The sequence below is a fragment of the Arthrobacter sp. NicSoilB8 genome, from assembly GCF_019977355.1.
Classification (GTDB): Bacteria; Actinomycetota; Actinomycetes; order Actinomycetales; family Micrococcaceae; genus Arthrobacter.
In genome coordinates this window covers 41652-68148 of record NZ_AP024656.1, presented here as the reverse complement: position 1 = coordinate 68148, position 26497 = coordinate 41652, and the positions used below count along the sequence as shown (strand labels likewise).

Genomic DNA, 26497 nt, shown 5'->3' with positions numbered 1-26497 from the left:
CCTTTGGGTAATTTAATTCACTAATCTGATGAGCAGGCTGCAGCCGCATCGACAACTGCGGCAAGATCGCCCTGCTCAATTTCCCTGTGCAGAACCATCCGCACAGTCTCGGGCCCGATCGGCTTCACGAGAACGCCAAGAGCCGCCATGCGCCGAACAAACGTCTCCGCGTCAAGGCCAAACGGACCAAGTTCCACGCGAATAATGTTCGTCTGTATTTGCGATTCATCAACTTTCAATCCAACGTCGGCAAGCATCAGCCCAAGCTGCCGTGCCCTCGCGTGGTCCTCGGCTAGACGGGGGATCATCTCCTTGAGGGCAACGAGCCCTGCGGCCGCTATTACGCCGGCCTGTCGCCAGCCACCTCCGAGCTGTTGCTTCATCCATCTGGCCTCGGCAATAAAGTCCCGACTCCCGACGAGAACTGACCCCACAGGACTCGACAATCCCTTGGCCAAACAAAATTGGGCGGCATCAACGGAACGGGTCAAGGTCGCAGCAGGTACACCTAAGGCCACCGCCGCATTGAATATTCGGGCACCATCGAGAAATGTCGGCACGTGATGTTGCCGGCCCAGTACGGACATTGCGTCGATTTCCGCCGGCGAAACAACGAGTCCCCGATTGAGGTCATACGTATTCTCCAGGCAGAGCAGCCCTAGCTTCGGCATCTGAATCGGGTGTACCGGCGACAGTGAGGCTTCCAACTGGGCACCATTGAATACGCCACTGCCTGTGGCTATGGGCAGGAATGGTACTCCCATGAGAGCGGCCGCTCCCGCCCGCTCCATACGTTGAAGATGCGAGTGTTCTAGGACAATCGCTGCCTGTCCGCGGCTGCAAAGGCTCAGAACGGCGATCTGGTTCGCCATAGTGCCGGAGGCAACGAACATGCCCTCTTCTTTGCCGAGCAGTCCGGCACTCTCCTCTTCAAGGGCCCTAACTGTGGGATCCTCACCGAATACATCGTCACCCACCTCCGCCTCAGCCATGGCTGCGCGCATCCGGGCTGTGGGTTTGGTGACTGTGTCGCTTCTGAGGTCGATGATTTTCTGTGTCATTTCGCCACCCCGGTCGTGACGCCTTCATTGTCGTCGTACAAAGACTTCAGAGGTGCCGCGCCCACGGAGAGCCCGCGTTTCAGCACAACTCTCCTAGCCGTGTCTCCGTCAAGTAGGTCGGTTAGGGACCGGGCTTCCAATACGACCAGACTCGCCTCATCGCCACTGGCAAGTCCATACTTGGTCAGGCCCATAATCTGAGCGGGCGCAACCGTATGAAGCGAAAGCATCTCCAGAAAGTCGTGTTCGGTGACCATGTGACAAGCCAGCGAGGCCAGGATGGCGTTTTGGATGAGGTCCGTGTTCCCATAAGGATCGAACGGGTCACGGATATTGTCCGTGCCAACGGCAACGTTGACACCAGCCGCGCGCAATTCAGATAGTCGCGTCACTCCACGGCGCGCTCCCACAGCATCATCGCGGCCATTGCCGTACATGTTGCTTGCGGGCGTGGATACCACCGAGACGCCTGCCTCGCGCAACAGGTCGCACACGTTCGCTCGTAGTTCAGGTGGCACCATATCCAGACCGCAGAGGTGGCTTGCGGTGACGCGTCCTTGGTATTCTTCCGCTATTGTTTTTTCAGCGATATAGACTGCCCCTAGATTATCGGGGTACTCCCGCCCATCCGCGTGAAGCGTTACCGGGTGTGTGTAGTTTGCATTGATCCCGAAATCCGTATGGAAGTCAATGTCGACGTCGAACTCTTTGGCCAATTCAAAGACGATATCGACTTGCTCGTTGAGCTCTTTTCTGCTTGCTGAGATGCTTGGGTGTCCGCCGATGACATCAGCTCCCAGTTCCAGTGCGGCCTTGAGCAGGTCCCTCGTTCCAGGATATTCTTGTATGCCTTCCTGTGGGAAAGCCACGATCTGCAGGTCGATACTTTTCTGAAAGTCTTCTTTGAGGGACAGGAGCGCACGCAGGCTGGTCAAGCCGACAGTTGGGTCTATATCGACGTGGGTTCGGACTGCAGTTACGCCATGCTCAACGCATCTTTGCAAGGCTCTGGAAGCGCGCTCCCGGACGTCATCGTAGGTGAAGGATGATTTGGCCTTCTTCATATTTCTGCGGACCTCGTCAATGGTCCCGCTTTCATTTCTAAAACGATCGGCCATCATGGCTTTGTCCAAATGTGCGTGGATATTGACGAAACCAGGAAACACAAGTCGCCCGTCGAGCCGCAGGGTTCTCCTGGCAGGACCGCAGCTGAGTTTCAGCGCCTGGTCCTCTGATTGAGGAATCACCGACACTATGTGTGACCCGTCAATGCGAATATTTTGAAGAGGTCCACCAGTCCAAAGCCGTGCTCCCTCAATCAGCAAGTCGTTCACAATATAGTCGCCTCTTTCTTTCGGTCCCACCCTGCCCTCAGTGACCATGGCTTATCCCAACTGTCACTGCGTCCGGGTCTGCTGCGGTTAATCCAAGCGCCGGCAATCGCTCGCCGCACGGGACGAGGGACGGGATTTCTCATCGCTATCGAGAGAGCAGGGTGGGCCGAAATCTAATCCGAATTACTTGTAGTTGTGCACATCTCGTTCTGACGGCCCACAGCGTCCGTGGTGGGGTAGTCAAAAGATGAAAGCTGCTTCCGGTCCTGCCATAACTGAATGCTGTGTGCACCTCGCACTGACCGTCCACAGCGTCCTTGCGTGGTCGGGCAGTCGTAAAGTCGAAGTGCTGCATCCGGGTCTGTCATAACTAAATGCGTAATCAGCTCCCCGAGGATTCCCAAACAACCTAATATCCCTAACTAGCAACCTCTTGTTATGGCTGCTTAGGACTTCGGTAACTAGGGGATGCGCACTACATTGGCAAAGTATTCCTCGTAGCACACCGGCTGCTTTGCGGTCCATTCATCGATGTTTTCCTTTGTGACGATGACGTCGGCAACGGGAACCTGAACGGCTTCCAGTTCTTTCACGCCATTCTCGAGGTAGTTTCGAAGAACCTCGACGCCCGTAAGGCCGTGCCAGGCCGGGGAGTAGTAGCGCGATGCGGTGATGCCGCCGTTCTTGACCCAGGGGATCATTTCCTCGGTGCAGTCGCTGGTAATCGTGACGATGTCGGTCCGGCCAGTCTTCTTCAGGTACTGGGCAATACCGATGGCCATTTCTGCGGCGTAATCGATGATGACCTTTGCATTGGGGTGTTCCCGCAAGAGACCCTCTACGGCCGCAGCGGACTTGAAGCGGTCGTATCGGCCTTCAGCGGCGCCAACGATCTTCCATTTGCCGCCGCCGAACTTCTCAAATGATTCTTCGAGGGTCTTGGTGTATTCCTCCGAGAAGCCCTGTCCCAGGACGCTGGGTACGAGGAGGACTTCACAGGGATCGGTGTTTTCGGTTACCCACTCGGCGATGTCCGGAACGCGGTCATCCTGGCGAACGGACCCAACAATGTAGGGGTCCAGCGGACCGGGGCCGAAACGGAGCAGGCTAACGACGGGAATTCCAGCTTTTGCGGCGAGTTCGGCGCCACGAGCTGCAGACTCCAGCTGATGCGGCATGATGACGATTCCATCGACGCCCATTTCGATCAGCTCTTCGAAGTTCGCCAGTTCGCGGCCGCTGTCGAACCCGGACTGCCGGCCGACGTAGGAGTACCCGGTCCCTTCGAGTCCTTTCTGCACACCACTCGACAAGTATCGAGTATAGATATTGAACCCATTGGTCATTGAGGCAATGGTTTTTCCTGCACCAACAAGAGTGGACTTGTCACTCATACTGATCTCCTTGATTGTTATTTCTCAGTCGTAGCGGACCACCCGTAGCGACCTTACTGGCATGTGCTAGAGACAAGCAGGCTGAATGTAGAGTACAAACTCGTTATAACCTAGCCCCCTGCCGGACACTGACTGGTGTCGCAGGAAAAGCCTGCTTAGATAATATCTATTAGCATTTTTGGAATCGGACAAACTTGATCCTAAATGCTTTTGATTCCACATACTTCCCTTTTATCTTCAGCACATATCCGCATCGTGCGAAGCTGCGGGATAACTGAACTGGATGCCGCAAGCTCCAATTAGATTCCTCCACCGGATGCGTTGCGATAAGTTCTAGCAACGAAATCTTGGGTTCCACAACCCCCAGTTGCATTTTCTGCACAAGCCCTAAGTTGCATTTTTTACAACACCCTCACGGTTGCATTTTTTGCATCCTCACCTCCCGCTCCTATCCGAGGTCGGTTATTGTGTGAGACATATCACTCACAAGTGATACAGCTGTTGATCGCGGCGGGAGAGCCCTGCAAGTAGATACAAGCAGGCGCCGTAGGAGCAAATCCTCCCCAGGAATCTCTCAGGCCCCCGTACCGCCGCGGTGAGGCAACTCTGAACGTAGTTGGAACCTCGACTCACCGACGGTGCAAGCGGTGCCCTGTAACCACAGGGGACGCGAAAACTCTCAGGTCCAATACAGAGCGGGGAGGAACCTGAATATTCGTGGCTCATATCCCTGAATTGTGGAGTTCCTCATGGCGGTTCATTCATCTAAATCCCTATTTTCGGACGGGCACATCGGCGCGCGCCGCCAGACCGACGTCGACGACATGCTGAAGGCTTACGGCTACGACACCGTCGATGCCGCGGTGGACATCGCCGTTCCGAAGGACATCCGGACCCGCGAGTACCCGTGCGAGCAGGGCGTCTTCCCTGTCCACACGCTCAAGCAGGACAAGTACTTCCCGCCGGTCGGACGGATCGACGGTGCTGCAGGGGACGGCAACCTGATCTGCTTCTGCCCTCCCCTCGAAGCCTTCGAGGTCCGCTCGGACGACTCCGCCAACTAAGGACAGCCAACGATGCCTGAGAACTACACGGCCCTGTACGAAGAGCACAAGAAGCTCGACGCCTCCTTCACTGACTTCGGCGGCTGGCAGATGCCGCTGAAGTACAGCTCCGAACTCGCCGAGCACCACGCCGTCCGCAACTCCGCGGGCCTGTTCGACCTCTCCCACATGGGCGAAGTCTGGGTCACCGGCCCCGACGCCGCAGCCTTCCTCGACTACGCCCTCGTCGGCAAGATCTCCGCGATGGCGATCGGCAAGGCCAAGTACTCGCTGATCTGCCAGGAGGACGGCGGCATCATCGACGACCTCATCACCTACCGCCGCCCGGCGGGGACCGACGGCACTGACAAGTTCCTCTTGGTCCCCAACGCGGGCAACGCCACGGTGGTCGCCGCAGCCCTCGCCGTACGGGCATCAGGGTTCGATGTCACCGTCCTGGACGCCTCCGCCGAGACCTCGCTGATCGCCGTGCAGGGGCCCAAGGCCCAGGAGATCCTGCTGCGCCTGATCCCCGCCGGTCAGCACGACCTCGTGACCGGCCTGAAGTATTACGCCGCCGTGGAGGTTTCGTTCATGTTCGGCGGCGCCAGCCAGGACCTCCTGCTGGCCCGCACCGGCTACACCGGTGAGGACGGCTTTGAGATCTTCGTCGGAAACGACGCCGCCTCAGCCCTCTGGCAGGCGCTCGTCGCCATCGCCGAAGAGGGCGAGCTGACGCCCGCCGGACTCGCGTCCCGCGACTCGCTCCGGCTCGAGGCCGGCATGCCGCTCTACGGCAACGAACTCTCCCGGTATGGCAATGCATACGCTGCCGGCCTGGGCTCCGTCATCGCGCTGTCCAAGGAGGGCGACTTCATCGGCAAGTCCGCGCTGGCCGCCAAGAAGGAAGCCGGCGTCGGCACAACTATTGGCCAGAAACTCGTCGGGCTCAAGGGCCTCGGACGGCGAGCCGCGCGGGGCCTCTATGCAGTTCTCAGAAATGGCGGTTTGATCGGCGAAGTTACCTCCGGCCAGCCCTCACCCACCTTGGGCTACCCGATTGCCATGGCCTACGTCGATGTCAAGCACACCGAACCCGGCACCCTCGTGGACATTGTCGTACGTGGCAAGACCGAGCCCTTCGAAGTTGTCGTACTGCCTTTCTACAAGCGCCAAAAGTAGATTCTCCCTCCGAAGACAGGAAGCAAATTGAGCAAGGTTGTTGCTGAACTGAAGTACTCCGCAGAGCACGAGTGGGTTGCCGCTGACGGGTCCGGCCCGGTTGGCATTGGTATTTCGGCCGTGGCCGCGGATGCCTTGGGTGACATTGTGTACGTGGACCTGCCCGAGGTCGGCACAAAGGTGACAGCGGGGGAGACCTGCGGCGAGGTCGAATCGACCAAGTCCGTCTCGGACCTGTATGCACCGGTGACCGGCAAGGTCACCGCCATCAACCCCGCCGTCGTCGACGACCCGTCGCTGATCAACAGCGATCCATACGGCGCCGGCTGGCTGTTCAAGGTGGCCGTGACCGCCGAAGGCCCGCTGCTCTCCGCCCAGGAGTACGCGTCCATGAACGGTGGCGAACTGTGAACGGCCCAGCGGCTACCGTCGCGTTTGAGCAGGTAGGGTCCCCGTCCTTAGACGCGGACCTGTCCGCGCTGGATCCGGAGATCGCTGCGAAGATCGGAGCCGAGCTCACCCGCCAGCGGGACGGCCTGGAGATGATCGCCTCGGATAACCACACCGCGCCCGGCGCGGAAGGGGCCGGCTCTTCAGTGGATGGATGCTCCGTACCACGGGAGCAAATTGGCGTCCTTTCGCCTGCCCGAACAGGTCAACCGGGAAGGACAGAGCGCCTCCTCAAGCGGTAAAGAACAGCGCCCGAAGAGCTGGAAGTGGAATCTTCCTGCTATCGACGGCGATGCCACGCCCGTTCGTATCCATCGTCTTGAACCTCCCGCATGATTCAGAGGAGAGGCCAAAGGCGCCGCCCCCTTTGCACGAAAGTCCGTAGATGACCACCGAACAAGTTAGTCCAACAGCAATCCGCATCACCGCCCTCGACGCCGAAAGCGTCCAAGAATCAATCAATGAAGCCGTCGGACTGCTCATCCTTGCCGCCCTAGAGCGACCATCCTCCGGCATACTTCTCACCAGACATGACCATTCGACTTACACAGCCGAGTTAAGTAGCGACGTTCCCTACGGGCAAACTCTGGAAGTCAGATCCGATGGCGTTCACCTACCCGAATCACCACTTCTACGCGCGGCAGTGTGATGCACACCACGTCGATGCTGGGCTATTCTGGAAGTCAATTTTGCGAACGCGCGCCCAATTTTCCCCGTTCCGGCGCGACGACGCCTGCGCTCCGTCGCGTTGACCGGCTTCGCGGGCATTTGCTAAGCCCGCAGCAACCTCAGGTTCACCCGACCGTGTCTTGTCCACTCATCGGGCCCTGCGGGACCTCCACACGACCGTTCTCTGGACCAAAATCCACAGAAGGATCTCCCATCATCTTGTTAGCCAGACAATGTTGAGCAGACGAAGACGTCTGTCATGAATCAGAGAGTTCACCATGAACCAGAAAAGTCCCTCCAAGGCTGGTACCAAGCGGCCAAGTAACCGGCCTGAAGACGAACGGGTCTCCATCGGGAGCAGCTTCGCTTACGGCTTCCAGCACGTCCTGAGCATGTATGGCGGCATTATCGCCGTTCCCCTTATCGTCGGTCAGGCTGCCGGTCTAGCGCCTAACGACATCGGCATCCTGATCGCCGCCGCTCTCTTTGTGGGGGGCCTGGCAACGCTCCTGCAGACTATCGGCCTCCCGTTCTTTGGTTGCCAATTACCATTGGTGCAGGGAGTGTCGTTCTCCAGCGTCGCGACTATGGTCGCCATCGTGACTGGCGGCGGCGGGCTTCCGGCCGTGTTCGGTGCGGTCATCGCGTCCGCAGCCATCGGTCTCCTGATCGCGCCCGTCTTTTCGAGGATCGTCCGATTCTTCCCACCCGTGGTGACCGGCACCGTTATCACCACTATCGGCCTGACGCTCATGCCGGTGGCGGCGAACTGGGCCATGGGCGGGAACAAAAAGGCCGAGGACTACGGCAGCATGGCTAACCTCGGTCTGGCCGCCTTGACATTTGCCCTGGTCCTCGTGCTGAGTAAGGTAGGCAGGGCAACGATTTCCCGCCTGTCCATCCTCCTCGCCATGGTGATCGGAACCCTAGTCTCCGTTGTCGTCGGCATGGCGGACTTCTCGAAGGTGGGCGACGGCCCAGTCGTCGCGTTTCCCACGCCCTTCCACCTTGGCATCCCCACGTTTGAGATCGCAGCCATCATCTCCATGGTGATCGTGATGGTCGTTATCCTGACCGAAACCATGGCCGACATCCTGGCCGTCGGCGAAATCATCGGCACCAAAACAGATTCCAAGCGCATCGCAGCTGGGTTGCGCGCGGATATGGTTTCCAGCCTGGTGGCACCAATTTTCGGTTCGTTCCCCCAGAGCGCCTTCGCCCAAAATGTCGGACTCGTCGCCGTCACCAAGATGAAAAGCCGTTACGTGGTGGCAGCCGGCGGTCTCATCCTGGTTCTCCTGGGCCTGCTTCCGATACTTGGCCGAGTCGTTGCAGCCGTCCCCACCGCCGTGCTAGGCGGTGCTGGCATAGTTCTCTTCGGCACCGTCGCCGCCAGCGGAATCCGGACACTAGCTAAAGTGGAGTACCGGAACAACATGAACCTGATCATCGTGGCCGCCTCCATCGGCTTCGGCATGATCCCGATCGTCGCACCCACGTTCTACGATAAGACCCCGCCCTGGTTTGCCACCATCTTCCACTCGGGCATCAGCTCTGCCGCCATCATGGCCATCTGCCTAAACCTGCTCTTCAACCACTTCAAAGCGGGCAACTCGGAGAACCAGTCGATCACCGTGGCGGGTACCGGGCGACGGGTGGTGACCGAAGACGACCTCAAGTGCCTGGCCGACGGCGACCGGTTCGAAGGCGGCAAGCTGATCGACGCTGAGGGCACGGAAGTCCCCGTCCAGTTTGCCCAGAAGTCCCCGGAACACTAGGCGCCGGGGCGCTCCCAGACACTTGTGGCCCCCGATTCCTCAGAAGAGGGGGCCACACGTCGTTCGTGCAGGGTCAATTGCGGCCGAGTTCGGTCGCCTGCTTTGTCTCTCTCGGACTCCTTAGACGGCTCTTCAAGGTTGGTGGGGAATTGATTCCGTGTCGTAGCTAAAAAAGGGGCCCGTGGCCCTGCTGGGATGAGTGTGTCTAAGCATTCAAACCAGGAACAGGACCACGAGCCTTGACTGAGCCTACCGGGGCGGCGGCTGACGCTGCCACCAGCATCTTCAACCTGCCCGACTACCGCGTCATCTCCGCCACCGTGCTGGAGAACGGGCGCCGCCAGGTCATTGTCGAAACCGACCAGCCACCGGGCTGCCCGTTACATTTATTGGGTTCCCGACCGCCGGGGACATGGTCGCTGGACCCGGTATGACTTTCCTGCCCTGTCACTGATGATCCGAATCTTCTATATCTGTCAAGCCGTCCTCGGGACCGTGTCGTTAGCGGTGTGGAGCGCGTTCAGGGCGCGATAGAGGTGCCGGGCGAGATATCTCTTGAGGATGCGGCGGATCTCTCGTGGGTTCTTACCTTCGACTTTCTTGCGTTCGGCATAGGCCCGGGTGACGGGGTCGTGGACCATCCTGACGACGGTAGCCATGTGGAGTGCACTGTTGAGGCGCCTGTCGCCTCCTCTGTTGAGTCTGTGTCGGACTGTGTTCCCCGACGATGCTGGGATGGGATTGACCCCGGCCAGGGCGGCGAAGGCGGCCTCGGAACGTACCCGGCCCAGATGCGACCAGGCTGTGTAGACCACGGCGGCGGTCACGGTCCCGATTCCTGTTTCCTCCAGAAGCGGAGCGGCGGGGCTGGACTCCAGAAGCTCCGTGGTGCGGGTGTGATTGTCCTTAAGCTCGGCGTCCAGCGTGGTGATGCGCTTGGCGAGCCGGACGGCCTCGGCCCGCGCAGTCGACAGAGCCAACTCTTCGTCGCGGGCGCGCCAGTGGGAGATCTCGGTGATCTGGGTATCGGTGAGGGGCTTGCGGGCGTCGATTCCTAGGTCGATGGCCCGCAGTAGGGCGGTAAGGGCGTTGACCTTAGCGGTCCGCTCGAGCGTCATCTGCTCTCTGGCGGCGACCAGGACGCGCAGGGCGGCACGGATTCCATCGTCCTGTCGCGGGATTCGCAGACGAGCCTCGTCCAGTGGAAGAGCTGCTGCAGCGATGGCGGCCGCGTCCAGCGGATCGGATTTTCCGGCGCCCCGGCGGGCGGGTGCGTAGGCCCTGGGGGCTTCAACGACTCGGTACCCCGCCCTTCCGACGGTGCCCGTGAGCAGGGCCCCGTAGCTGCCGGTGCCCTCGATGACCCACAAGGCACCGAGGTCGCCGCCCGTGCGGCGTGCGGCCCAGGCGATCGCACGGTTCCTACCGGCGTGCGTATTCGGGAAGGCCTGGGTGCCCAGATGCTCGCCGCTGGCGGCGATAACGGCATAGGTATGTGTGCGGGCGTGGGTGTCCACGCCGATGACGAACGGGTGGGAGCATGCGACAGTGGTCATCGCGGTCGGGGTTCCTTCCTCACGAACGGGCAGATGCTTCAGGCCGCGCGGTGCGGCCCGGACGCCGGCCCGGGTGAAGGTCACTCAGAGGCATTCCTGTGATGAGCCACAGTCCTAAGGGGCTGGGCAGTCTTCTGATCAAGCCATCGAGGTGGGCCGGGCAGGCACTGGCCGCCATTTCCGTGACCGGACAATTCGGATCCAAGGCCCAAGAAAGGGCCGAGGGGGTGTTGAGTCACAGCCAGGAAGAGGCGTCCAGCACCAACCCTGCCAGCCAGTCCCAGACCAGCCACATCAAGACTCACAGGGGGGTGTTGTCGCCGGGTCCGGAGGCACTTGTTGACCGCTGATAGGGACAAGGCCGGACCAACGGGTTCAGGTCTCTTCGTAACGTGGGTGCCGGCAGCGGGTGTCGTGACTGCGGCCATAGAGTGGTGCGAAGGAGCGCCAGTATGGATCAGGGATTCGACGTTTACTGCGGACTTGATGTCGGCAAGAGCGAACACCACGCCACCGCGCTGAGCCGCGCCGGCGAACGCCTTTTTGATAAGCCGTTGCCGCAGGACGAAGCCCGGCTGCGGGAGCTTTTCACGACGCTGCAGCAGCATGGGAACGTGCTGATGGTCGTGGACCAGCCCAACACCATCGGTGCCCTGCCCGTGGCGGTGGCCAGGGATTGCGGCTGCGAAGTCGCTTACCTGCCCGGGCTGGCCATGCGCAAAGCGGCGGATCTGCATCCCGGTAATTCGAAAACAGATGCCCGGGACGCATTCATCATTGCCGAGACAGCCCGGGCGATGCCTCACACGCTGCGGGCCGTGGACCGGGACAGCGAAGTCCGCTCTCCAAGGCCTACTACGACCGGAAACGCGCCCAGGGAAAGAAGCACAACGCCGCCATCATCTGCCTCGCCCGGCGCCGCTGCGACGTCATCCACGCGATGCTCCGAAACGGGACACTCTACGAGGAAAAAGCTCCCCAGGCCGCTTGACCAAAAGCATAGGGACACCCCCCTGCGGTGTCGTGGCGACGCGGCGAAAGGAACGGCGCTTTCAGCGGATCCGCGACATTCCCGTGGCTGGCGCCGTGGAGGTTCTCTGGTCCAAGTACCGCTGGCACTGCGTGGAACCCGAGGGTCCCCGGCTCTCGTTCTTTGAATCCACCGCCCAGGTCCCGCGCCGCGCCCGCTCCACCGGCCGGCTCCGGGACCACGTCGTTGACGCGGTCATCAATTCCGGCCGGGCCGTGTCCGAGACCGCTGCCGCGTTCGCGGTGTCCTGGTGGATGGTCCGTGCCGCGCTGACAGAAGCCTGCCTTCTGACGCTGCCGGACGTGGATGAGCTCAGCCCGCGCATGCTGGGCATCGACGAACACCGGTTCCGATCAGTGCGGTATTTCCGTGACCCGGAATCCAGCTCGTGGATCCGGCACGAGCCGTGAATGACCACCATCGTGGATCTGGACACCGGGCAGGTCCTGGGCGTGGTCGACGGCCGGGATCACAAGGGCGTCGGGGACTGGCTCTTCGCCCGCCCGCTTCAGTGGCGGCTGGGCGTGCAGGTGGTCGCGATCGACCCCTCGGCCGCATTCGAAGAAAGCGTTGAGGATGTGGCTTCCCCGCACCGCGGTCGCGGTCGATCACTTCCACCTGGTGTCCCTGGCCAACCAGGCGGTGACCGAGACCCGGCAGAACCTCTCCCAGCAGGTCAAGGGCCGCCGCGGCCGCGGCATCGACAAGGCCTGGGCCCACCGGATGCTGCTCCTGCGCGCCGGCGACACACTCTCTGACACCGCGGCCCACCGCCTGGCTGAGGTCTTCGCCGCCGATGACGCCACCGGCAAGCTCCAGGCAGTCTGGAAGGTCAAGGAACAGCTGCGGGCCCTGCTGCGCACCAACTCGCTGGCCGACGCCGCCTCGGCGAAAGAGGAACTCAAGACCCTAGTTGAGGCCGCCGGAAGGCCGGAGACGAACAAGCTCTACCGCACTGTCTGCCGGTGGTGGAACGAGATCGAAGTCCTCATCGTCACCGGCGCCACCACCGGCAAGGTCGAAGCCAACAACACCGGAATCAAGCACATAAACGCACCGCCCGCGGCTACCGCAACGCAGGGAACTACAAATCGATTATCCTCATGACCAGTGCCGCCCGGACGGCGGCATGACACTCATCCGGGAATCAATTTCCCCATGAACCTTGAAGAGCCCCTTAGACCCCATATTGGGGTCGGAAAGTTTATCCCTTCTTCTTACTGTGGCCTCGTTTGATGAGGGATCTAATTTCGCGTAGTTGATCTTCTCGAATTCGTCGGGCGGGACCGAGGCCAGCGGGCCGTGCAGTCTGACGGTGTTGTATGAGTGGACCCAGCCCCTGGTCGCTCTCGCCACGTCTGCGAGCTGTATGAGCGGAACGTTTAAGAAATGTCTGCTGCTGCGGATGCATTCGTCCTTGAACAGCACGGTTGTCCATTGTCGGAGGGCCTTGTCGTAGGCCGTGCCGACACTGCCGAGCGAGGATGCCAGTCCTCGGAATAGCAAATCGTTTAGCGGGCCGCCTGAGTGCGCCCTACGGCATCACGCTGCACAACGTGTTCAGTGCTCCCTCCCATGCGCTGTCCGAGACTGCTGAGTAGTTGACGACGAGGGCGTCTTGTGTGGCTGCCCGCCGGTCTAGTTCTTCATGACGAAACTCCGCCATCCCGCTGACCATCAGTCCTTGGCGGGCCGCGGCTTGTAGGGCCCAGCTCTCGGTTCCGGGTGGTAGTTCGAGGACCGCTTGCAGCCCGGCGGCCATGCCGGACACTCGGATGTCGGGTGCGCTCTGCGCCAGGGCTGCGACCAGTTGGTCGCGTCGGCGCCGGTAGCTCTGCCGCCGAGAGCGTACATGACGGTCGAAAGCGCCCGAGGTGATGAACTCCGCGAGAGTCAGTTGTTCCAGGACGCTCACCGTCTCGACGCGCCCCTTGGCTGCCGTGATATCCGGGAGGAGGTGTCCGGGTACCACCATCCAGGCAACTCGGAGGGCGGGTGCCAGTGATTTGCTCGCTGTGCCGAAGTACACGACGCGGTCAGGGTCGAGGCCCTGGACAGCTCCCACCGGTTTTCGGTCGTATCGGAACTCTCCGTCGTAGTCGTCTTCTAGGACCAGCCCGCCGGTGGTGCGGGCCCAGTCGATAGCGACGGCGCGCCGTTCCGGGGACAGGGCGACGCCCGTCGGGAACTGGTGGGCCGGTGTCAGCAGTACGGCACCCACACCGCCCAGGCTCGCCAGGTCGTCAGTACGTGCCCCATGTTCATCGATGGGCAGTGGCGGGATGCTCAGGCCGGCGTCGGTCAGTAGGGTGCGGTAGAGGCCTAGACCGTATGCCTCGACTGCTACTGCACGCTCGCCCCGCGCTTTGAGTGCTCGTGCTGTCAACGTCAGCCCGTGGTGAAAACCGGAACAGATAATGATCCGCTCTGGCTCTGCATACACGCCGCGGACCCTGGAGAGGTAGTCTGCTAGAGCGGTGCGCAGTTCCACCCTGCCGAGGGGATCGCCGTAACCGAAGGCGTCATGCGGTGCTACTGTCAGGGCGCGGCGGGCGGCGGCGAGCCATTGGGGGCGAGGAAACTCCGCGAAGTCCGCTGCACCGGGTAGCAGTCCGTGGGTGGGTCGGCGTCGCTGCGGCCCAGTCTGTCCGGTGCGAGCCGCTGCGCGGCGTGGCGTGGCCCGTTGAGCCACCCGGGTGCCGGAGCCTTGTTGGGCCGTGAGCCAGCCCTCGGCTACCAGTTCGGCGTAGCACTCGGTCACAGTACTGCGGGCGATGCCGAGATCAGCCGCGAGCGTCCGGGATGCCGGCAGACGAGTGCCCGGCGTCAGTCGTCCCGAGCGCACCGCCTCCCGCAGAGCGCCCGTCAGCCCAGCCCGCAGCCCCGGGCCTCTCAGCTCCAGGTGCAGGTCCACACCCGTCCCGAAGAGCGATTCAGTCGCCGAATTGGTCTGGAAATTCATCATAAAAGTGGACCCTACACCCGGTCCTCTTGACCCGTAAAGTCGACGATATGACCACTGACGAAATCCATGGAAACGCGGGCACCCCCGGAAGACGGCATACGCTACGCCCAGGCCTGGCCTTGGCGGGTACAGCACTCGCATTCACCAGCATGTATCTCGCAGCCGGCGCCCTGACACCACTGCTGGTGGTCTACCGGGAGCAGTGGGGCTTCGCGCCTTCACTGCTCACGGTGGCGTTCGCCGTCTATGCGATCGGATTCCTCGCGGCCGCACTCACCTTGGGTTCGCTGTCAGATCATATCGGCAGACGGCCGGTACTGATCGGCGCCCTCGTCGTCCAGTTCGCATCGAACCTCATATTCCTCCTGGCCCCTGAAATCGGGTGGGTCATCGCGGGCCGAATTGTGCAGGGAGTCGCCAGCGGCGCGGCGACCGCGGCGTTCACGGCAGCACTCGTCGAGCATGCGCCGCCCCATCAGAAGCGGCTTGGCCCGATCCTCGGCAGCGTCGGACTCACCGGAGGTCTTGCCGTGGGGTCCCTTCTGGCAGGCTTTGCGATCGAGCTCACGTCCTCGGCCAACACGATCGCCTTCGTCGTTCTCAGCGCACTCACCATTGTCGGCGGCTTCGCCGTCGCTGCCTCCCGGGAGACCATCCGCCGCAGCCCCGGAGCACTTCGCTCGATGATCCCCAACGTCGCGATCCCGTCGGCAGCCCGCGCCGAGTTCCTGGCTGCAGCGCCCGCGGTCGCAGCGGTATGGATGCTCGCCGGACTCTCCGGTGGCCTGGCCCCGAGCATGGTCCACAGCGTGTTCCACCTCGACAGCGGCCTGCTCGACGGGCTCGCCGGGTTCATAGCGCCGGCGGTCTCCGTGATCATCGGGCTATCGTTCGCCCGCGTCCGTCCTCGGACTGCGATGAGCATCGGAATCTGGGCATCCATCATCGGCTCCCTCGGCATCATCGGAGGCGCGACCGCCAACAGCCTCGTCACCATGTTCATCGGGCAAGCCATCGCCGGCCTCGGATTCGGTGCGGCATTCACCGCGGCTTTGGGCCTCATCATCTCGATCGTGGCTGCCCACCAACGTGCCGGAGTCGTCGCAGGAATCTATGTCGTCTCGTACGTCGGTCTCGGACTGCCCGTGGTCCTCGCCGGGCAACTCACAGACGTCCTCGGCGTCGTCCCGACCGTCCGCTGGTACGGCGCGGTAGTCGTATTCCTCGCGCTGCTCAGCCTCGCTGCTCAGCATCGTCTCAAACTACGCACGCACCAGCAATCCGGCAAGAACGACGGTCTCCATGAACTCACCAACGTGTGAACCGGACCCCCACAAGAAAGAAGGCAGTCAAATGTCCTCCACCAACAGCCAGCGCGTATTCCTTGCCGGAGCCTCCGGAGTGATCGGTCAAAGACTGATCCCCCGGCTAGTCCGGGCCGGGCACATCGTCGGAGGCATGACCCGTTCGACTGACAAGACCGAACTGCTCAGCCGACTCGGTGCCGAACCGATCCTCTGCGATGTCTTCGACCGAGAAAGGCTGATCCAGGCCGTTCGTGACTTCGCACCGGACATGATCCTCAACGAGCTAACTGATCTGCCGGACGACGTAGAGAGCATCGGTGCCCACGCGGAGCTGAACGCTCGCATCCGCACGGAGGGGAACCAGAACCTGATCGAGGCCGCACGACAGTCCGGGTCGCCGAAGATCCTGGCGCAGACTGTTGCGTGGCAGCTGCCCGATGGGCCGGACGCGCTGGCGGTGGCAGAGCTGGAGCGCTCCGTTCTCGCGGAAGGTGGCGTCGTCCTGAGCTATGGCCAGTTTTACGGACCCGGCACTTACAACGAACACCAGATCCCCGAAGACCCGCGAATCCAGATCGACCGCGCCGCAGAGCGGACGGTCGAGCTGCTGAACGAGCCGTCGGGCGTGATCGTCATCACCGACTGAGGCCAAGAGGAGACGCCACCTCAGAGGCACAGCTTGATCCAGGCCAAAGGGGCGGTTGGGCCCGCGTCGCGTCCGCCCCTTCCAGCTGCACCATTGGTCTGGAAATTAGGCATAAGTTGGACCGCCTCTCATGCCGGTTCCAGCCATGACAATTACTGAAGTGAGGACGCCATGACCACAACCGACTACACGCACTCGACGGCGACAGAGTTGATTTCGGCGATGAACGACCGAGCGGTATCTGCTGTCGAGCTTGCCTCCGCTGCGATGGATCGCATCGAACGCTACGACAGCGGCATCAACGCCATTCCCGTGCGGGACTTCGATCGCGCCCTGGATGCAGCCCGCGTGGCCGATGCGGCCAGGGCCCGGGGTGCGGGCGGGCCGCTCCTCGGGGTGCCGATCACGGTCAAAGAATCCTTCAACGTCGCCGGGCTGCCCACGACATGGGGTATCCCGCCGTTCAAGAATTTCGTTCCGACCGAGGACGCCGTCGCGGTCGCGCGTCTGAAGGCTGCGGGTGCCGTGATCCTCGGGAAGACGAATGTGCCCGTCGCGCTCGGAGATCTACAGACCTACAACCCCATCTATGGAACGACGAACAATCCATGGGACCGGGAGCGGACGCCCGGCGGATCCTCCGGCGGTTCGGCCGCGGCACTCGCGGCCGGGTTCGGGGCCGTCTCGATCGGTTCTGATATCGCGGGATCACTGCGGATGCCCGCGCACTTCACGGGCGTGTACGCGCACAAACCCTCGTTCGGCCTGCTGCCCGCGCGAGGGCACACGACCCCACCTGCTCGGCCGTTGGCCTACGACCGGGATCTCACGGTCATCGGACCGATGGCCCGCAGCGCCTCTGACCTTGCGCTCATGCTCAATCTCTTGGCCGAGCCAGATGCGACGGGGGTGGGCATCGCTCATCGGCTCGCACTGCCCCCGGCCCGCCACGATGACCTGCCCAGCTACCGGGTTCTCATCGTGGACACGCATCCGCTCATCCCGACGTCGACCGACGTGCGCACGGCAATCGACTATCTGGCCTCAGGTCTCGCTCAGGCAGGTGCGAAGGTGAACCGCAACAGCGTCCTGTTACCCGATCAGATCGAAGCAGCGAGACTCTACATGCGCCTCCTTCTCGCCTCCATTGCGGCCGCGTACCCGCCCGACGTTTACGAGCAGGCGCGCACGGCCTCACAACGGGTCGACCCAGACGACATAAGCCTCGCCGCCGAACGCACCCGCGGCGCCGCACTCAGCTACCGCGATTGGATCACCGCTGACTCGCTTCGCACCCGGCACCGCGCCGCGTGGAGCGAGCTGTTCACTGAATTCGACATTGTGATCTGCCCCGCGGCACCGACCACTGCCTTCCGTCACGATCAGAGCGCGGACCTGTGGGCGCGAACCATCCCGATTGACGATGCCGACTACGACTACGCCGATCAGCTCGTGTGGGCCGGTGTCGCCACAACGCCCGGGCTCCCCGCGACCGCCGTGCCCATCACCCGGTCACCCGATGGGTTGCCCATCGGTGTTCAACTAATTGGTCCGATGTTCGAAGACCACACACCCATTCGTTTCGCCCAGCTGCTCGAGCAGGAGTTCGGCGGCTTCACCCCTCCGGCGTCTAGATGACCTTGCCACCGGCTCCCGGCACGAGGCATCGAAGTCGTCTCCTGTCGCACCGGCTCCGATGACGAGGATGCGCTCATGGGTCCCTTTCACATCGGCGGCGGCGCAGGCACAGGAAATTTGCTTCTTGACTCTAGAGACCGGGCTCGTCCGTTCCCGCCTTGAGCTGGTCAGGCCAAAAAGCTCCGAAAGGGCGGACGCCTGCCGGGGCGAAATCTCACCTGATCCAGAGCCTCTGCGCGCGTCGATGTCCAGCGAGAGCCGAATCTGCACGGCAAACGGCACGGGGTCCAAACGAAACGTGTGCTCGACGGGAGTGCGAGAGCGCGCCACAATTCATCCCAGATGATTATGGGGTCAAACCCAGCAGCGGCCTGATCAGGTGTCCCGACACAGCCGACCCAGGTCGATAAATTGTTGACGAGCCGGTGCTGGACGGGGTGACACCGTCGACCTTGCCTTGGCCCCGGGTTCTCCGGTGACTTTCGGCCGGCTTCCTTGTCCGCGTATTAGCTTCTCTCGGGACCCGTACCGCCCCCAGTGACCGGTTCCTAGGGGATACGACCCGCCGTTCGGGATATGGTCTTGGACCACGGGGGCAAGTTGCTGGTTGTCAGCAACTAGGAGGGGGATTCTCCGTTCAGCTCCGCGAGCAGCTCTTGCTCTGCAGCGTCCAAGTACCGTCGAAGCTCCTCAGCAGCTTCGACACGGCGCCCGGCCCGTATCATAGCCACAAGAGCGGCGTTGCGCTCCACATATTGGCTGTGGAATTCTGGAGTGGTGGCCATGGGAAGGAACACAAGCCGCATCTCGGCGAGGACCTTTTCCATCAAGGCCTGCAGTGAAGTACTTCCGGAAAGGGCCACCAGCGCCTTGTGCAGCTCCTGGTTGGCGTCGGCCATGCCCTGCACAGAGCCTGCGGCCAGCGCTTCCCGGGCACTTGCGATTAGGGCATCAAGGCTGTCCAGCGTTCCGGCCACAACCTCGCCCCACAGGACGGCCGCGGGTTCAATCAGCCGCCGCAGACGGTAGATCTCCCGGACATCTTCGGCTCCAGGTGCGGAAACGTAGACACCCCGGTTGGGGATGCGCTGCACTATCGATTGCTCGGCGAGGACCGTAAAGGCCTCCCGCAGGGTATTCCGCGAGACCCCGAGCGCCGCCGCGAGCTTCTGTTCGGAGAGCTTGGTCCCCGGCGGGAGTAGCCCTGCAGATATGCGCGAACGCAGCACGCCGGCAATCCAGGCTCCGGTGTGGGCATGGGTGGCATGGCCGCCGCCTGTGATCCCCTGGAACGCACCATTCATCTGCATGGTCCCAATCTACCTAGAGTTCGCCAGGCTAGCCGCTGCCCGCGAATTCATCGCCGCAGCCGACGCCGGGCGTGGGCCCTGCAGTCCACGCGTCAGACCAGCGTGACCGGAACCGCGGACGATGAGGGCTGCTACCCGTTACATTTATTGGGTTCCCGACCGCCGGGGACATGGTCGCTGGACCCGGTATGACTTTCCTGCCCTGTCACTGATGATCACAGGGGGGTGTTGTCGCCGGGTCCGGAGGCACTTGTTGACCGCTGATAGGGACAAGGCCGGACCAACGGGTTCAGGTCTCTTCGTAACGTGGGTGCCGGCAGCGGGTGTCGTGACTGCGGCCATAGAGTGGTGCGAAGGAGCGCCAGTATGGATCAGGGATTCGACGTTTACTGCGGACTTGATGTCGGCAAGAGCGAACACCACGCCACCGCGCTGAGCCGCGCCGGCGAACGCCTTTTTGATAAGCCGTTGCCGCAGGACGAAGCCCGGCTGCGGGAGCTTTTCACGACGCTGCAGCAGCATGGGAACGTGCTGATGGTCGTGGACCAGCCCAACACCATCGGTGCCCTGCCCGTGGCGGTGGCCAGGGATTGCGGCTGCGAAGTCGCTTACCTGCCCGGGCTGGCCATGCGCAAAGCGGCGGATCTGCATCCCGGTAATTCGAAAACAGATGCCCGGGACGCATTCATCATTGCCGAGACAGCCCGGGCGATGCCTCACACGCTGCGGGCCGTGGACCGGGACAGCGAGGTCCTCTCCGCACTGAAAGTCCTCTCCGGGTTCGACGCCGATCTGACCCACGAATGCACCCGCGCCATCAACCGGCTGCGGTCCCTGCTGCTGCAGATCTTCCCGGCCCTGGAACGTGCCTTCCCCGGCACGGTCCTGACCCGTCCCCTCGTCCTGGACCTGCTGATCAAATACGCCGGTCCCACGGGCCTGCGCGCCGCAGGCCGCACCAACGTGCTGCGCTGGGCCCGCCACCACAGCCGGAAGGACCCCGTCCAGCTTGTAGATGCAATCTTCACCGCGCTCGGAGAGCAGACGGTAACCGTCGCCGGAACCGAAGCCGTCGAACTCGTCATCCCGCGCGTCGCCGCCCAGATCAAGGAACTCAAACACCAGCGCGCCATCGTCGCCGACGAAGTCGAGAAACTCCTGGACGACTTCCCTCTTTCCCGGGTCTTGATGTCCATGCCGGGAGTCGGCATCAAGACCGCCGCGACGATACTCCTGACCATCGGCGACGCAAGCAGCTTCAAAACCGCCGGGCACCTCGCCGCCTACGCCGGCATCGCGCCCGTCACCCGCCGGTCCGGCACCTCCATCCGCGGCGAATTCCCGGCCCGCTCCGGCAACAAACAACTCAAGAACGCGCTCTTCCGATCCGCCTGGATCGCCTCGTGCCATGACCCGCTCTCCAAGGCCTACTACGACCGGAAACGCGCCCAAGGAAAGAAGCACAACGCCGCCATCATCTGCCTCGCCCGGCGCCGCTGCGACGTCATCCACGCGATGCTCCGAAACGGGACACTCTACGAGGAAAAAGCTCCCCAGGCCGCTTGACCAAAAGCATAGGGACCCCCCACGCGCTAGAAGTCGCCGGGACACCACGCGTGGCTAGGAATGTTGACAGCATAGCCGCAGGTGGATATGTCATCGCCGCACCAGGGTCCGCAGGAGTTTCAAGGCGACGGAGATCGAAACGATGTCGACTTGTCCAGGTGTGGTCACCTCCGCGAAAGTGTTCTTGATGCGTGCCAGCTGCTCCCGGTGCCCGCGCTCCCACGCCACAATGCGCTCTACGCCGTTGGCGCCGGAGGCGTCGCCGCCCTGGGTGCTCTGCATGACAGAAATTGTCATGTCCGCCACGGAGGAGTAGACGTCGTCACGCAAGGCAGCCCGGGCCAAGGCCTCCCACCGACTCCGCCGGGGCAGCTCCGCGATACGCAGCAGCATGCTCACCACACCCATCCGCTGAAAAACTGCGTAGTACACGTCGGCGATAGTGGTGATCGGTTCGCGCACCTGTTCGGAGATCAGTGAGATGTCCAGCAACCCGAAACTTTCCAATAGATCGGATGCGCGTCTTCCCAAATCCTGCGGCATACCCACCTCGTCCCAACGGGACAGCCGGTCGTGGACGCGGTCAAGATCGGAACCGCGCAGAAAGTCCACGGTTCTGGTCCTAAGCAGCTCCAGAGCAGGCGCAATCCGGCCCAGAGCCGTCGCGACGGGCTGGTCCCGGTGGTCGTGTGTCACATACCACCGGGTTCCCCGGTCGAGGACCCTGCGCATGTGCAGCGTGGCTTCAGCGGCGTGTTCGCTGGGATACCCGGGGGGAAGCGCGGCAAGCCTGCCCATGATCCAGGGAAGGTCATACGCCTCCCGAATTACCACGAAGGCTCTGGCCACGGCCGCCGCGGTGACTGTGGTTTCCTCGATGGCGCGGAAGGCGAAGGTGATGCCGCCGAGGTTGATCATGTCGTTGGCCACCACCGTGCACACGATCTGGCGGCGCAGGGGGTGGGCGTCCAGCTCCGCGTCAAAGCGCTCGGAGAGCTGGCGGGGGAAGTAGCCACGGAGTACCTGCTTGAACCAGGGGTCGTCGGCAAGATCGCTGGCGCTGAGCTCCCTGGCCAGCTCGATCTTTGCGTAGGCGGCGAGCACAGAGAGTTCCGGTGCAGTGAGGCCTTCACCTGTCCGCAGCCGCTCCTGGAGCTGCTCCGCGGTCGGCAGCGCTTCTAGGCTGCGGTCCAGATCCGTAGTGCTTTCCAGCCAATCCATAAACCTCTCGAACCCGGGACTCCACTCCAGCATCAGGTGCCGGTCGTTGAAAAGGAGGACGTTCTGGTCGACGTTGTTTGCCAGGACAAGGCGGGCCACCTCATCCGTCAGGGACTGCAGGAAGCCTGCGCGTTCCGCCGCGGGCATCTTTCCGGCAGCGATCATCCGTTCGATGAAAATCTTGATGTTGACCTCGTGATCCGAACAGTCCACGCCCGCCGAGTTGTCGATCGCGTCGGTGTTCAGCAACACACCGCCAAGGGCCGCCTCGATCCGTCCACGCTGGGTAATGCCCAGGTTCCCGCCTTCAGCCACGACCCGGGCCCGCAGTTCGCTGCCGTTGACCCTGATGGGGTCGTTGGCCTTATCCCCCACGTCGGCGTGGCTTTCCGTGGAGGCTTTGGCGTAGGTTCCGATGCCACCGTTGTAGAGCAAGTCGACGGGTGCCCTGAGGATGGCCTGCAAGAGCCCGTGAGGGGGCAATGCCAGTGTTCCGGCCTCGAGGCCGAGGCAGGTCCGGACTTGTTCCGTGATTTCGATGGCTTTGGCGCGTCGGGAGTGGACGCCCCCGCCTTCGCTGATCAGCGAGGGATCGTAGTCGGCCCAGGACGAGCGCGGAAGATGAAAGAGACGCTCGCGCTCGTCGAAGGACGCCGCCGGGTCAGGGGCCGGGTCCAGGAAGATGTGCCGATGGTCAAATGCCGCCACCAAGCGGATGTGTGGAGAGAGCAGCATGGCGTTCCCGAACACGTCGCCGCTCATGTCGCCAATGCCCGCGACCGTGAAATTGTCGTGCTGGGGATCCATGCCCAGCTCGCTGAAATGGTGCTTCACGGATTCCCACGCCCCGCGGGCCGTCATTCCCATCTGCTTGTGGTCATAGCCCACGGAGCCGCCTGATGCGAAGGCGTCGCCGAGCCAGAAGCCGTACTCCTGCGCCACGGCGTTCGCGGCATCGGAAAAAGATGCCGTTCCCTTGTCGGCCGCCACCACCAGATAGTAGTCATCGCCGTCATGGCGCACCACGCGTTCCGGAGGCACCACCGACTCGCCGGACCCGGACGGGACCATGTTGTCGGTAAGGTCAAGCAGCCCGCTGACGAAGATCCGGTAGCACGCCAGGCCTTCAGCCAGCCAGGCATCCCGGTCCGCGGCCGGGTCCGGCAAGTGCTTGGGATAAAACCCTCCCTTTGCCCCCGTCGGCACAATGACGGAGTTCTTCACGTTTTGCGCCTTCACCAGCCCCAGGACCTCGGTCCTGAAATCCTCGCTTCGCTCGGACCACCGCAGGCCGCCGCGTGCCAAGGTCCCGAACCGGAGATGGACGCCTTCAACGCGGGGAGAGTAAACCCAGATCTCATGCATTGGCCGCGGAAACGGCGCATTGGTGATTGCGGCCGGATTCAGCTTGAAACTCAGATGGGCCTTGTCCAGGAAATAGTTGGTGCGCAGCGTTGCCTCCACGAGGTTCATGAAGGTGCGCAGCAGGCGGTCCGCATCGAGGGTGGGAATTTCGTCAATTGCGGCCAGCAGCTTGTTCCGGGCCGCGGCGGTATCCCGCGACCGGTCGGTCGCGTCCAGCCCGGGATCGAACTTCGCTTCGAACAGCCCCAGGAGTGCGTGTGTTGCCCGCACGTTGGTCATCAGCGTGTCCGCAATGAAACCGTACGAGTTGGTAATCCCCAACTGCTGGAGGTACTTCGCGTAGCTTCGCAGGATTGTCGCCTGCCGCCAGCCCACCCCCTCCCGAATAACGAGTGCGTCGATCCGGTCGGATTCGAGGTCGCCCCGCATGGCGGCGCCGAAGGCATCGGCAAGGAGTCCACTGGTGGCCACGGGGTCGACGCCGGCAGGATACTTCACGCCGAGGTCGTACAGGAACACGCCCTGTCCGGTACCGCGCCGGAGTTCGAAGGGCCGCTGGTCCAGCACCTCGAGCCCGAGGTTGTGCAGGAACGGCAGGATCTGCGTGAGGCTCCTCGGCCGGGTCAGGTAGAGCCGGATCCGGGCGTCCTCGGTCAGGGTGGGCGAAACCCGCGTCCTGACGTACACCGTCAGCAACGGATCCCCCAAGGAGCGACCACCGGTACCGTCCAGATCGAACGTCTCAAAGTTGATAATGTCCCCGACGGCGGTTTCCGCCCCGTAATCAGCGCGATAACTCGACGGAAATGCTTCGGACCACAGCCCGGAAAGACGTGCGACCTCTGACGCGGGGAAGCGCTCACGGATCACTTCATCGAGCCCGTCCGCCCATGAGCGGGTGGCTGAAATCAGGCGCCGCTCCAGATCGGAAGGGTCGACGACGGCAGTCCCGGACGCCGGGGAATCCGACAGGCCACCGGCCAGAAGAATCCGGAAGAACACCCGGGCCATGGCCGATCCGGTCAGACGGACCTCGAACTCGATGGATTTCGCCTTGAATGCCTGCCGGAGCTCCTGTTCCATCAGCAGCCGCACGGCGGTGCTGTAGCGGCGGCGCGGGAAGAAGACCAGCACGGACATGAACCGGCCGTAGCTGTCAGGTCGAAGGAACACTCGGGTCCGCCGGAGTGCCTCGGCGCGAAGGATGTCCCCCGCCAGCCGGGTCAGGTCATCCACGTCAATGTGGAAGAGTTCATCGCGCGGGAAGGTTTCCAGAACAGCCAGCAGGTCCTTGCTCTGCTGTGATCGGGGGCTGAATCCCAGGCGTTCCCTAACGGCCTGGACCTTCTCACGGATCATCGGAATCCGCCGAACGGACTGATGGGCGGCGACCGGGGTGAACAACCCCACAAACCGTCGTTCCCCGGTGGCCCTGCCGGCCTCGTTGAATATCTGTAAACGCAATTCGTCCATATACGACCGCCTGAGGACGGTGGAGCGGACCTCTGAGGTGGCAAGCGTGAGTGCCTGGTTTCCGCGGATCATCCCGGGCACCGGTGCTCCAGGAGCGCTTCCCCGCAGTCCCTTCAGCAGTCCCAGCGCGGCACCGGGTCGCTCAGAGAGCAGCTCCTGGCCTTCCGCCGTCGTCAGTTGATATTCGCCGTAACCGAGGAACAAGAAGTTGCCGTCGTCGAGCCAGCGGAGCAGTTCACCAAGCTGCTCCGACGGTGGCACAACTGCCTGCGGGAATCCATCCACAGCGGCCACGGCCTCGGCCAGCTTGCCGTGCATGGCAGCGGCGTCATCGGCGGCAGCCCGGACATCGTCCAGTACCCTGTGCAGGTTCTCTGTGAGCTCTCTTGCGGCAGCGTCGTCTCCCAGCCTGCCGATCTCAGCGGCAAACCAGACCTCGGTGCTGCCGGATTCCCGAGCCGGCCCGCCTTCCACAGAAGGGCCCCGCCCGACCTCCAATAACTCGTGAGAAACCGGATCCCGAAGCACCTGAAGGCTCGGATGCACCAGCAGCCGGATCGGCGCGTCGTCGCGCGTGAGCTCCGCTGTGACGGAGTGGACCAGATACGGGTTGTCGTCGGTCACCACGGCAACGATGCTGGCGTCCATTTCGTTCAGGATCCCGACGGCGGCCTGTCCAGGTGCCCGCGACGACGCCACCTTCAGGTGGTGAGCCGCCCTCGCCCGGAGTGTCCCAGGGCTGTAGCTCCTCAGGTCCTCCGCGGACACCTGCGCGTAGTAGCCGGCCAGGAAGGATTCGCTGGGCTCAAGGGGAACGGCAGACTCGGCCTGCTGCGTGGGTGCCGATTTCCGTGACATGTCATCGCGCCTCCACCGCGGAGGGGCCATCGCAAACTGCGGTGGACGATCCAGCCCCCGCGCCTCTTTTCATCATGGCTCGCAGCGGAGGCGCCGTCCAGTTCCGACCGGGCCTGCTCGACCGGTGCAACCAAGCAGCCAGTTCACGTTGGACCCTGTCGGCGCCGGCAGCGCCACGCCGGTCCGCGCGGTCACCGCCCGTTCATGCGCTATGAGGGTCCGTCATTTCCGGGACTCTGTTTGTCTGGAAGTCTGTAAGCAAGTCACCCCGATGTCGGCGTGGATCCGGGGTGAAGGAAGTCTCGCGCTGCTACAGTGCCGGCCGGACGTCGGGGACCTTGCCGGGCTGCGCACCGCGCAGCTCTCGCCCCACGATTTCGGCCATCGACGATTCGTTGTGCATATTACTCAGAGGAATGGCGTAGCCAGTCCTCAATAGGTGTTTCGCTGTGCAAAAAATGCAACGGAAGGTTGTGATCTCGAATGTCTTATTGCTACAACTATTTCAACACATCAATGTGGAGAGGGTACTTCTGAAAGCTTGCGGCATTACATGTATCAATGTGGCTAATTCTACCAATGCAAAATAATGCCAAAGATACAAACGAAGATTCTCTCCCAGGCAACTATGTGTCCGACGGGTGATCCGGA

At 62.6% G+C, this 26497-nt stretch carries 20 protein-coding genes, 3 pseudogenes and 1 riboswitch; of the genes and pseudogenes, 15 read left to right on the top strand and 8 right to left on the bottom strand.

What is annotated here, in order from left to right; genetic code table 11:
• Positions 1-20: 20 nt before the first annotated feature.
• The 3 genes from LDO15_RS22520 to LDO15_RS22510 form a co-directional block, all read right to left on the bottom strand.
• On the bottom strand, positions 21-1061 hold the full coding sequence (locus LDO15_RS22520; RefSeq protein ID WP_223987778.1) for a GntG family PLP-dependent aldolase: 1041 nt from the start codon (positions 1059-1061) through the stop codon (positions 21-23).
• Positions 1058-2443: an amidohydrolase family protein gene (locus tag LDO15_RS22515; RefSeq protein ID WP_223987780.1), complete on the bottom strand. Its 1386-nt coding sequence runs from the start codon at positions 2441-2443 to the stop codon at positions 1058-1060. The genes LDO15_RS22520 and LDO15_RS22515 overlap by 4 nt, the downstream gene beginning before the upstream one ends.
• A 413-nt stretch (positions 2444-2856) precedes the next feature.
• Positions 2857-3789 carry a sugar ABC transporter substrate-binding protein gene (locus LDO15_RS22510; RefSeq protein ID WP_223987784.1) on the bottom strand — a complete coding sequence of 311 codons (933 nt, stop codon included), beginning with the start codon at positions 3787-3789 and terminating at the stop codon, positions 2857-2859.
• Between the two features lie 501 nt (positions 3790-4290).
• Positions 4291-4389: riboswitch (glycine riboswitch) on the top strand.
• Positions 4390-4538: 149 nt separating this feature from the next.
• On the opposite strand from LDO15_RS22510, the gene LDO15_RS22505 reads away from it, so the two are divergent.
• The 7 genes and pseudogenes from LDO15_RS22505 to LDO15_RS22475 all read left to right on the top strand — a co-directional run bounded on the left by LDO15_RS22505 (position 4539) and on the right by LDO15_RS22475 (position 9345).
• Positions 4539-4853, top strand: coding sequence for a hypothetical protein (locus LDO15_RS22505; protein WP_223988191.1), 315 nt, complete (start codon positions 4539-4541; stop codon positions 4851-4853).
• Between the two features lie 12 nt (positions 4854-4865).
• The gene (gene gcvT / locus LDO15_RS22500) at positions 4866-6014 is read left to right on the top strand and encodes a glycine cleavage system aminomethyltransferase GcvT (protein ID WP_223988048.1); all 1149 of its coding nucleotides are present in this window, start codon (positions 4866-4868) and stop codon (positions 6012-6014) included.
• A 27-nt stretch (positions 6015-6041) separates the two neighbouring features.
• The gene (gcvH, locus tag LDO15_RS22495) at positions 6042-6425 is read left to right on the top strand and encodes a glycine cleavage system protein GcvH (protein WP_223988046.1); all 384 of its coding nucleotides are present in this window, start codon (positions 6042-6044) and stop codon (positions 6423-6425) included.
• Positions 6422-6583: pseudogene (locus tag LDO15_RS22490) on the top strand (serine hydroxymethyltransferase); the annotation flags it as partial. The gene gcvH and the pseudogene LDO15_RS22490, both read left to right, overlap by 4 nt.
• A 266-nt stretch (positions 6584-6849) precedes the next feature.
• The gene (locus tag LDO15_RS22485) at positions 6850-7113 is read left to right on the top strand and encodes a hypothetical protein (RefSeq protein ID WP_223987802.1); all 264 of its coding nucleotides are present in this window, start codon (positions 6850-6852) and stop codon (positions 7111-7113) included.
• Between the two features lie 298 nt (positions 7114-7411).
• On the top strand, positions 7412-8911 hold the full coding sequence (locus LDO15_RS22480) for a nucleobase:cation symporter-2 family protein (protein ID WP_223987805.1): 1500 nt from the start codon (positions 7412-7414) through the stop codon (positions 8909-8911).
• A 239-nt stretch (positions 8912-9150) separates the two neighbouring features.
• Positions 9151-9345 (top strand): hypothetical protein, encoded by a 195-nt coding sequence (locus LDO15_RS22475; protein ID WP_223988044.1) that lies wholly within the window; start codon positions 9151-9153, stop codon positions 9343-9345.
• A gap of 42 nt (positions 9346-9387) precedes the next feature.
• On the opposite strand, the gene LDO15_RS22470 is transcribed toward LDO15_RS22475, so the two are convergent.
• Positions 9388-10467 (bottom strand): IS110 family transposase, encoded by a 1080-nt coding sequence (locus tag LDO15_RS22470; RefSeq protein ID WP_223988179.1) that lies wholly within the window; start codon positions 10465-10467, stop codon positions 9388-9390.
• A gap of 452 nt (positions 10468-10919) precedes the next feature.
• On the opposite strand from LDO15_RS22470, the pseudogene LDO15_RS22465 reads away from it, so the two are divergent.
• The 4 genes and pseudogenes from LDO15_RS22465 to LDO15_RS22455 form a co-directional block, all read left to right on the top strand.
• Positions 10920-11288: pseudogene (locus LDO15_RS22465) on the top strand (IS110 family transposase); the annotation flags it as partial.
• A gap of 202 nt (positions 11289-11490) precedes the next feature.
• Positions 11491-11907 carry a helix-turn-helix domain-containing protein gene (locus LDO15_RS22460; protein WP_223988189.1) on the top strand — a complete coding sequence of 139 codons (417 nt, stop codon included), beginning with the start codon at positions 11491-11493 and terminating at the stop codon, positions 11905-11907.
• A pseudogene (locus LDO15_RS23435) lies at positions 11908-12018 on the top strand (hypothetical protein); the annotation flags it as partial.
• A 55-nt stretch (positions 12019-12073) separates the two neighbouring features.
• Entirely contained in the window at positions 12074-12604 is a 531-nt protein-coding gene (locus LDO15_RS22455) for a transposase (protein WP_263428415.1), read from the top strand.
• Here LDO15_RS22455 and LDO15_RS22450 read toward each other — a convergent pair.
• The gene (locus tag LDO15_RS22450; RefSeq protein WP_223988042.1) at positions 12599-12925 is read right to left on the bottom strand and encodes a hypothetical protein; all 327 of its coding nucleotides are present in this window, start codon (positions 12923-12925) and stop codon (positions 12599-12601) included. The genes LDO15_RS22455 and LDO15_RS22450 overlap by 6 nt on opposite strands.
• Positions 12926-13031: 106 nt before the next feature.
• Positions 13032-14462 carry a PLP-dependent aminotransferase family protein gene (locus LDO15_RS22445; protein WP_223988039.1) on the bottom strand — a complete coding sequence of 477 codons (1431 nt, stop codon included), beginning with the start codon at positions 14460-14462 and terminating at the stop codon, positions 13032-13034.
• A gap of 119 nt (positions 14463-14581) precedes the next feature.
• Between LDO15_RS22445 and LDO15_RS22440 the strand changes: the two genes are divergently transcribed.
• The 3 genes from LDO15_RS22440 (at position 14582) to LDO15_RS22430 (ending at position 18053) form a co-directional block, all read left to right on the top strand.
• On the top strand, positions 14582-15784 hold the full coding sequence (locus LDO15_RS22440; RefSeq protein WP_223988037.1) for an MFS transporter: 1203 nt from the start codon (positions 14582-14584) through the stop codon (positions 15782-15784).
• Positions 15785-15815: 31 nt separating this feature from the next.
• A complete protein-coding gene (locus tag LDO15_RS22435) occupies positions 15816-16415 on the top strand; it encodes an NAD-dependent epimerase/dehydratase family protein (protein ID WP_223988035.1) in 600 nt (199 codons plus the stop codon).
• A gap of 171 nt (positions 16416-16586) precedes the next feature.
• On the top strand, positions 16587-18053 hold the full coding sequence (locus LDO15_RS22430) for an amidase (protein WP_223988033.1): 1467 nt from the start codon (positions 16587-16589) through the stop codon (positions 18051-18053).
• 617 nt (positions 18054-18670) lie between these two features.
• Here the strand turns inward: LDO15_RS22430 and LDO15_RS22425 are convergent.
• A complete protein-coding gene (locus LDO15_RS22425; protein WP_223988031.1) occupies positions 18671-19363 on the bottom strand; it encodes a GntR family transcriptional regulator in 693 nt (230 codons plus the stop codon).
• 366 nt (positions 19364-19729) lie between these two features.
• Here LDO15_RS22425 and LDO15_RS22420 point away from each other — a divergent pair, with 366 nt between their 5' ends.
• Entirely contained in the window at positions 19730-20929 is a 1200-nt protein-coding gene (locus LDO15_RS22420; RefSeq protein WP_223987885.1) for an IS110 family transposase, read from the top strand.
• Between the two features lie 90 nt (positions 20930-21019).
• On the opposite strand, the gene LDO15_RS22415 is transcribed toward LDO15_RS22420, so the two are convergent.
• The gene (locus LDO15_RS22415) at positions 21020-25846 is read right to left on the bottom strand and encodes an NAD-glutamate dehydrogenase (protein ID WP_223988028.1); all 4827 of its coding nucleotides are present in this window, start codon (positions 25844-25846) and stop codon (positions 21020-21022) included.
• Positions 25847-26497: the final 651 nt, after the last annotated feature.

Bases quoted from the DNA above. Each gene is read 5' to 3' on its own strand.
- LDO15_RS22455 (WP_263428415.1), top strand. From the start codon at position 12,074: ATGTGGCTTCCCCGCACCGCGGTCGCGGTCGATCACTTCCACCTGGTG.
- LDO15_RS22470 (WP_223988179.1), bottom strand. From the start codon at position 10,467: ATGACCACTGTCGCATGCTCCCACCCGTTCGTCATCGGCGTGGACACC.
- LDO15_RS22480 (WP_223987805.1), top strand. From the start codon at position 7,412: ATGAACCAGAAAAGTCCCTCCAAGGCTGGTACCAAGCGGCCAAGTAAC.
- LDO15_RS22510 (WP_223987784.1), bottom strand. From the start codon at position 3,789: ATGAGTGACAAGTCCACTCTTGTTGGTGCAGGAAAAACCATTGCCTCA.
- LDO15_RS22485 (WP_223987802.1), top strand. From the start codon at position 6,850: ATGACCACCGAACAAGTTAGTCCAACAGCAATCCGCATCACCGCCCTC.
- LDO15_RS22515 (WP_223987780.1), bottom strand. From the start codon at position 2,443: ATGGTCACTGAGGGCAGGGTGGGACCGAAAGAAAGAGGCGACTATATT.
- LDO15_RS22445 (WP_223988039.1), bottom strand. From the start codon at position 14,462: ATGATGAATTTCCAGACCAATTCGGCGACTGAATCGCTCTTCGGGACG.
- LDO15_RS22430 (WP_223988033.1), top strand. From the start codon at position 16,587: ATGACCACAACCGACTACACGCACTCGACGGCGACAGAGTTGATTTCG.
- LDO15_RS22435 (WP_223988035.1), top strand. From the start codon at position 15,816: ATGTCCTCCACCAACAGCCAGCGCGTATTCCTTGCCGGAGCCTCCGGA.
- LDO15_RS22420 (WP_223987885.1), top strand. From the start codon at position 19,730: ATGGATCAGGGATTCGACGTTTACTGCGGACTTGATGTCGGCAAGAGC.
- LDO15_RS22425 (WP_223988031.1), bottom strand. From the start codon at position 19,363: ATGCAGATGAATGGTGCGTTCCAGGGGATCACAGGCGGCGGCCATGCC.
- LDO15_RS22505 (WP_223988191.1), top strand. From the start codon at position 4,539: ATGGCGGTTCATTCATCTAAATCCCTATTTTCGGACGGGCACATCGGC.
- LDO15_RS22520 (WP_223987778.1), bottom strand. From the start codon at position 1,061: ATGACACAGAAAATCATCGACCTCAGAAGCGACACAGTCACCAAACCC.
- LDO15_RS22415 (WP_223988028.1), bottom strand. From the start codon at position 25,846: ATGTCACGGAAATCGGCACCCACGCAGCAGGCCGAGTCTGCCGTTCCC.
- gcvT (WP_223988048.1), top strand. From the start codon at position 4,866: ATGCCTGAGAACTACACGGCCCTGTACGAAGAGCACAAGAAGCTCGAC.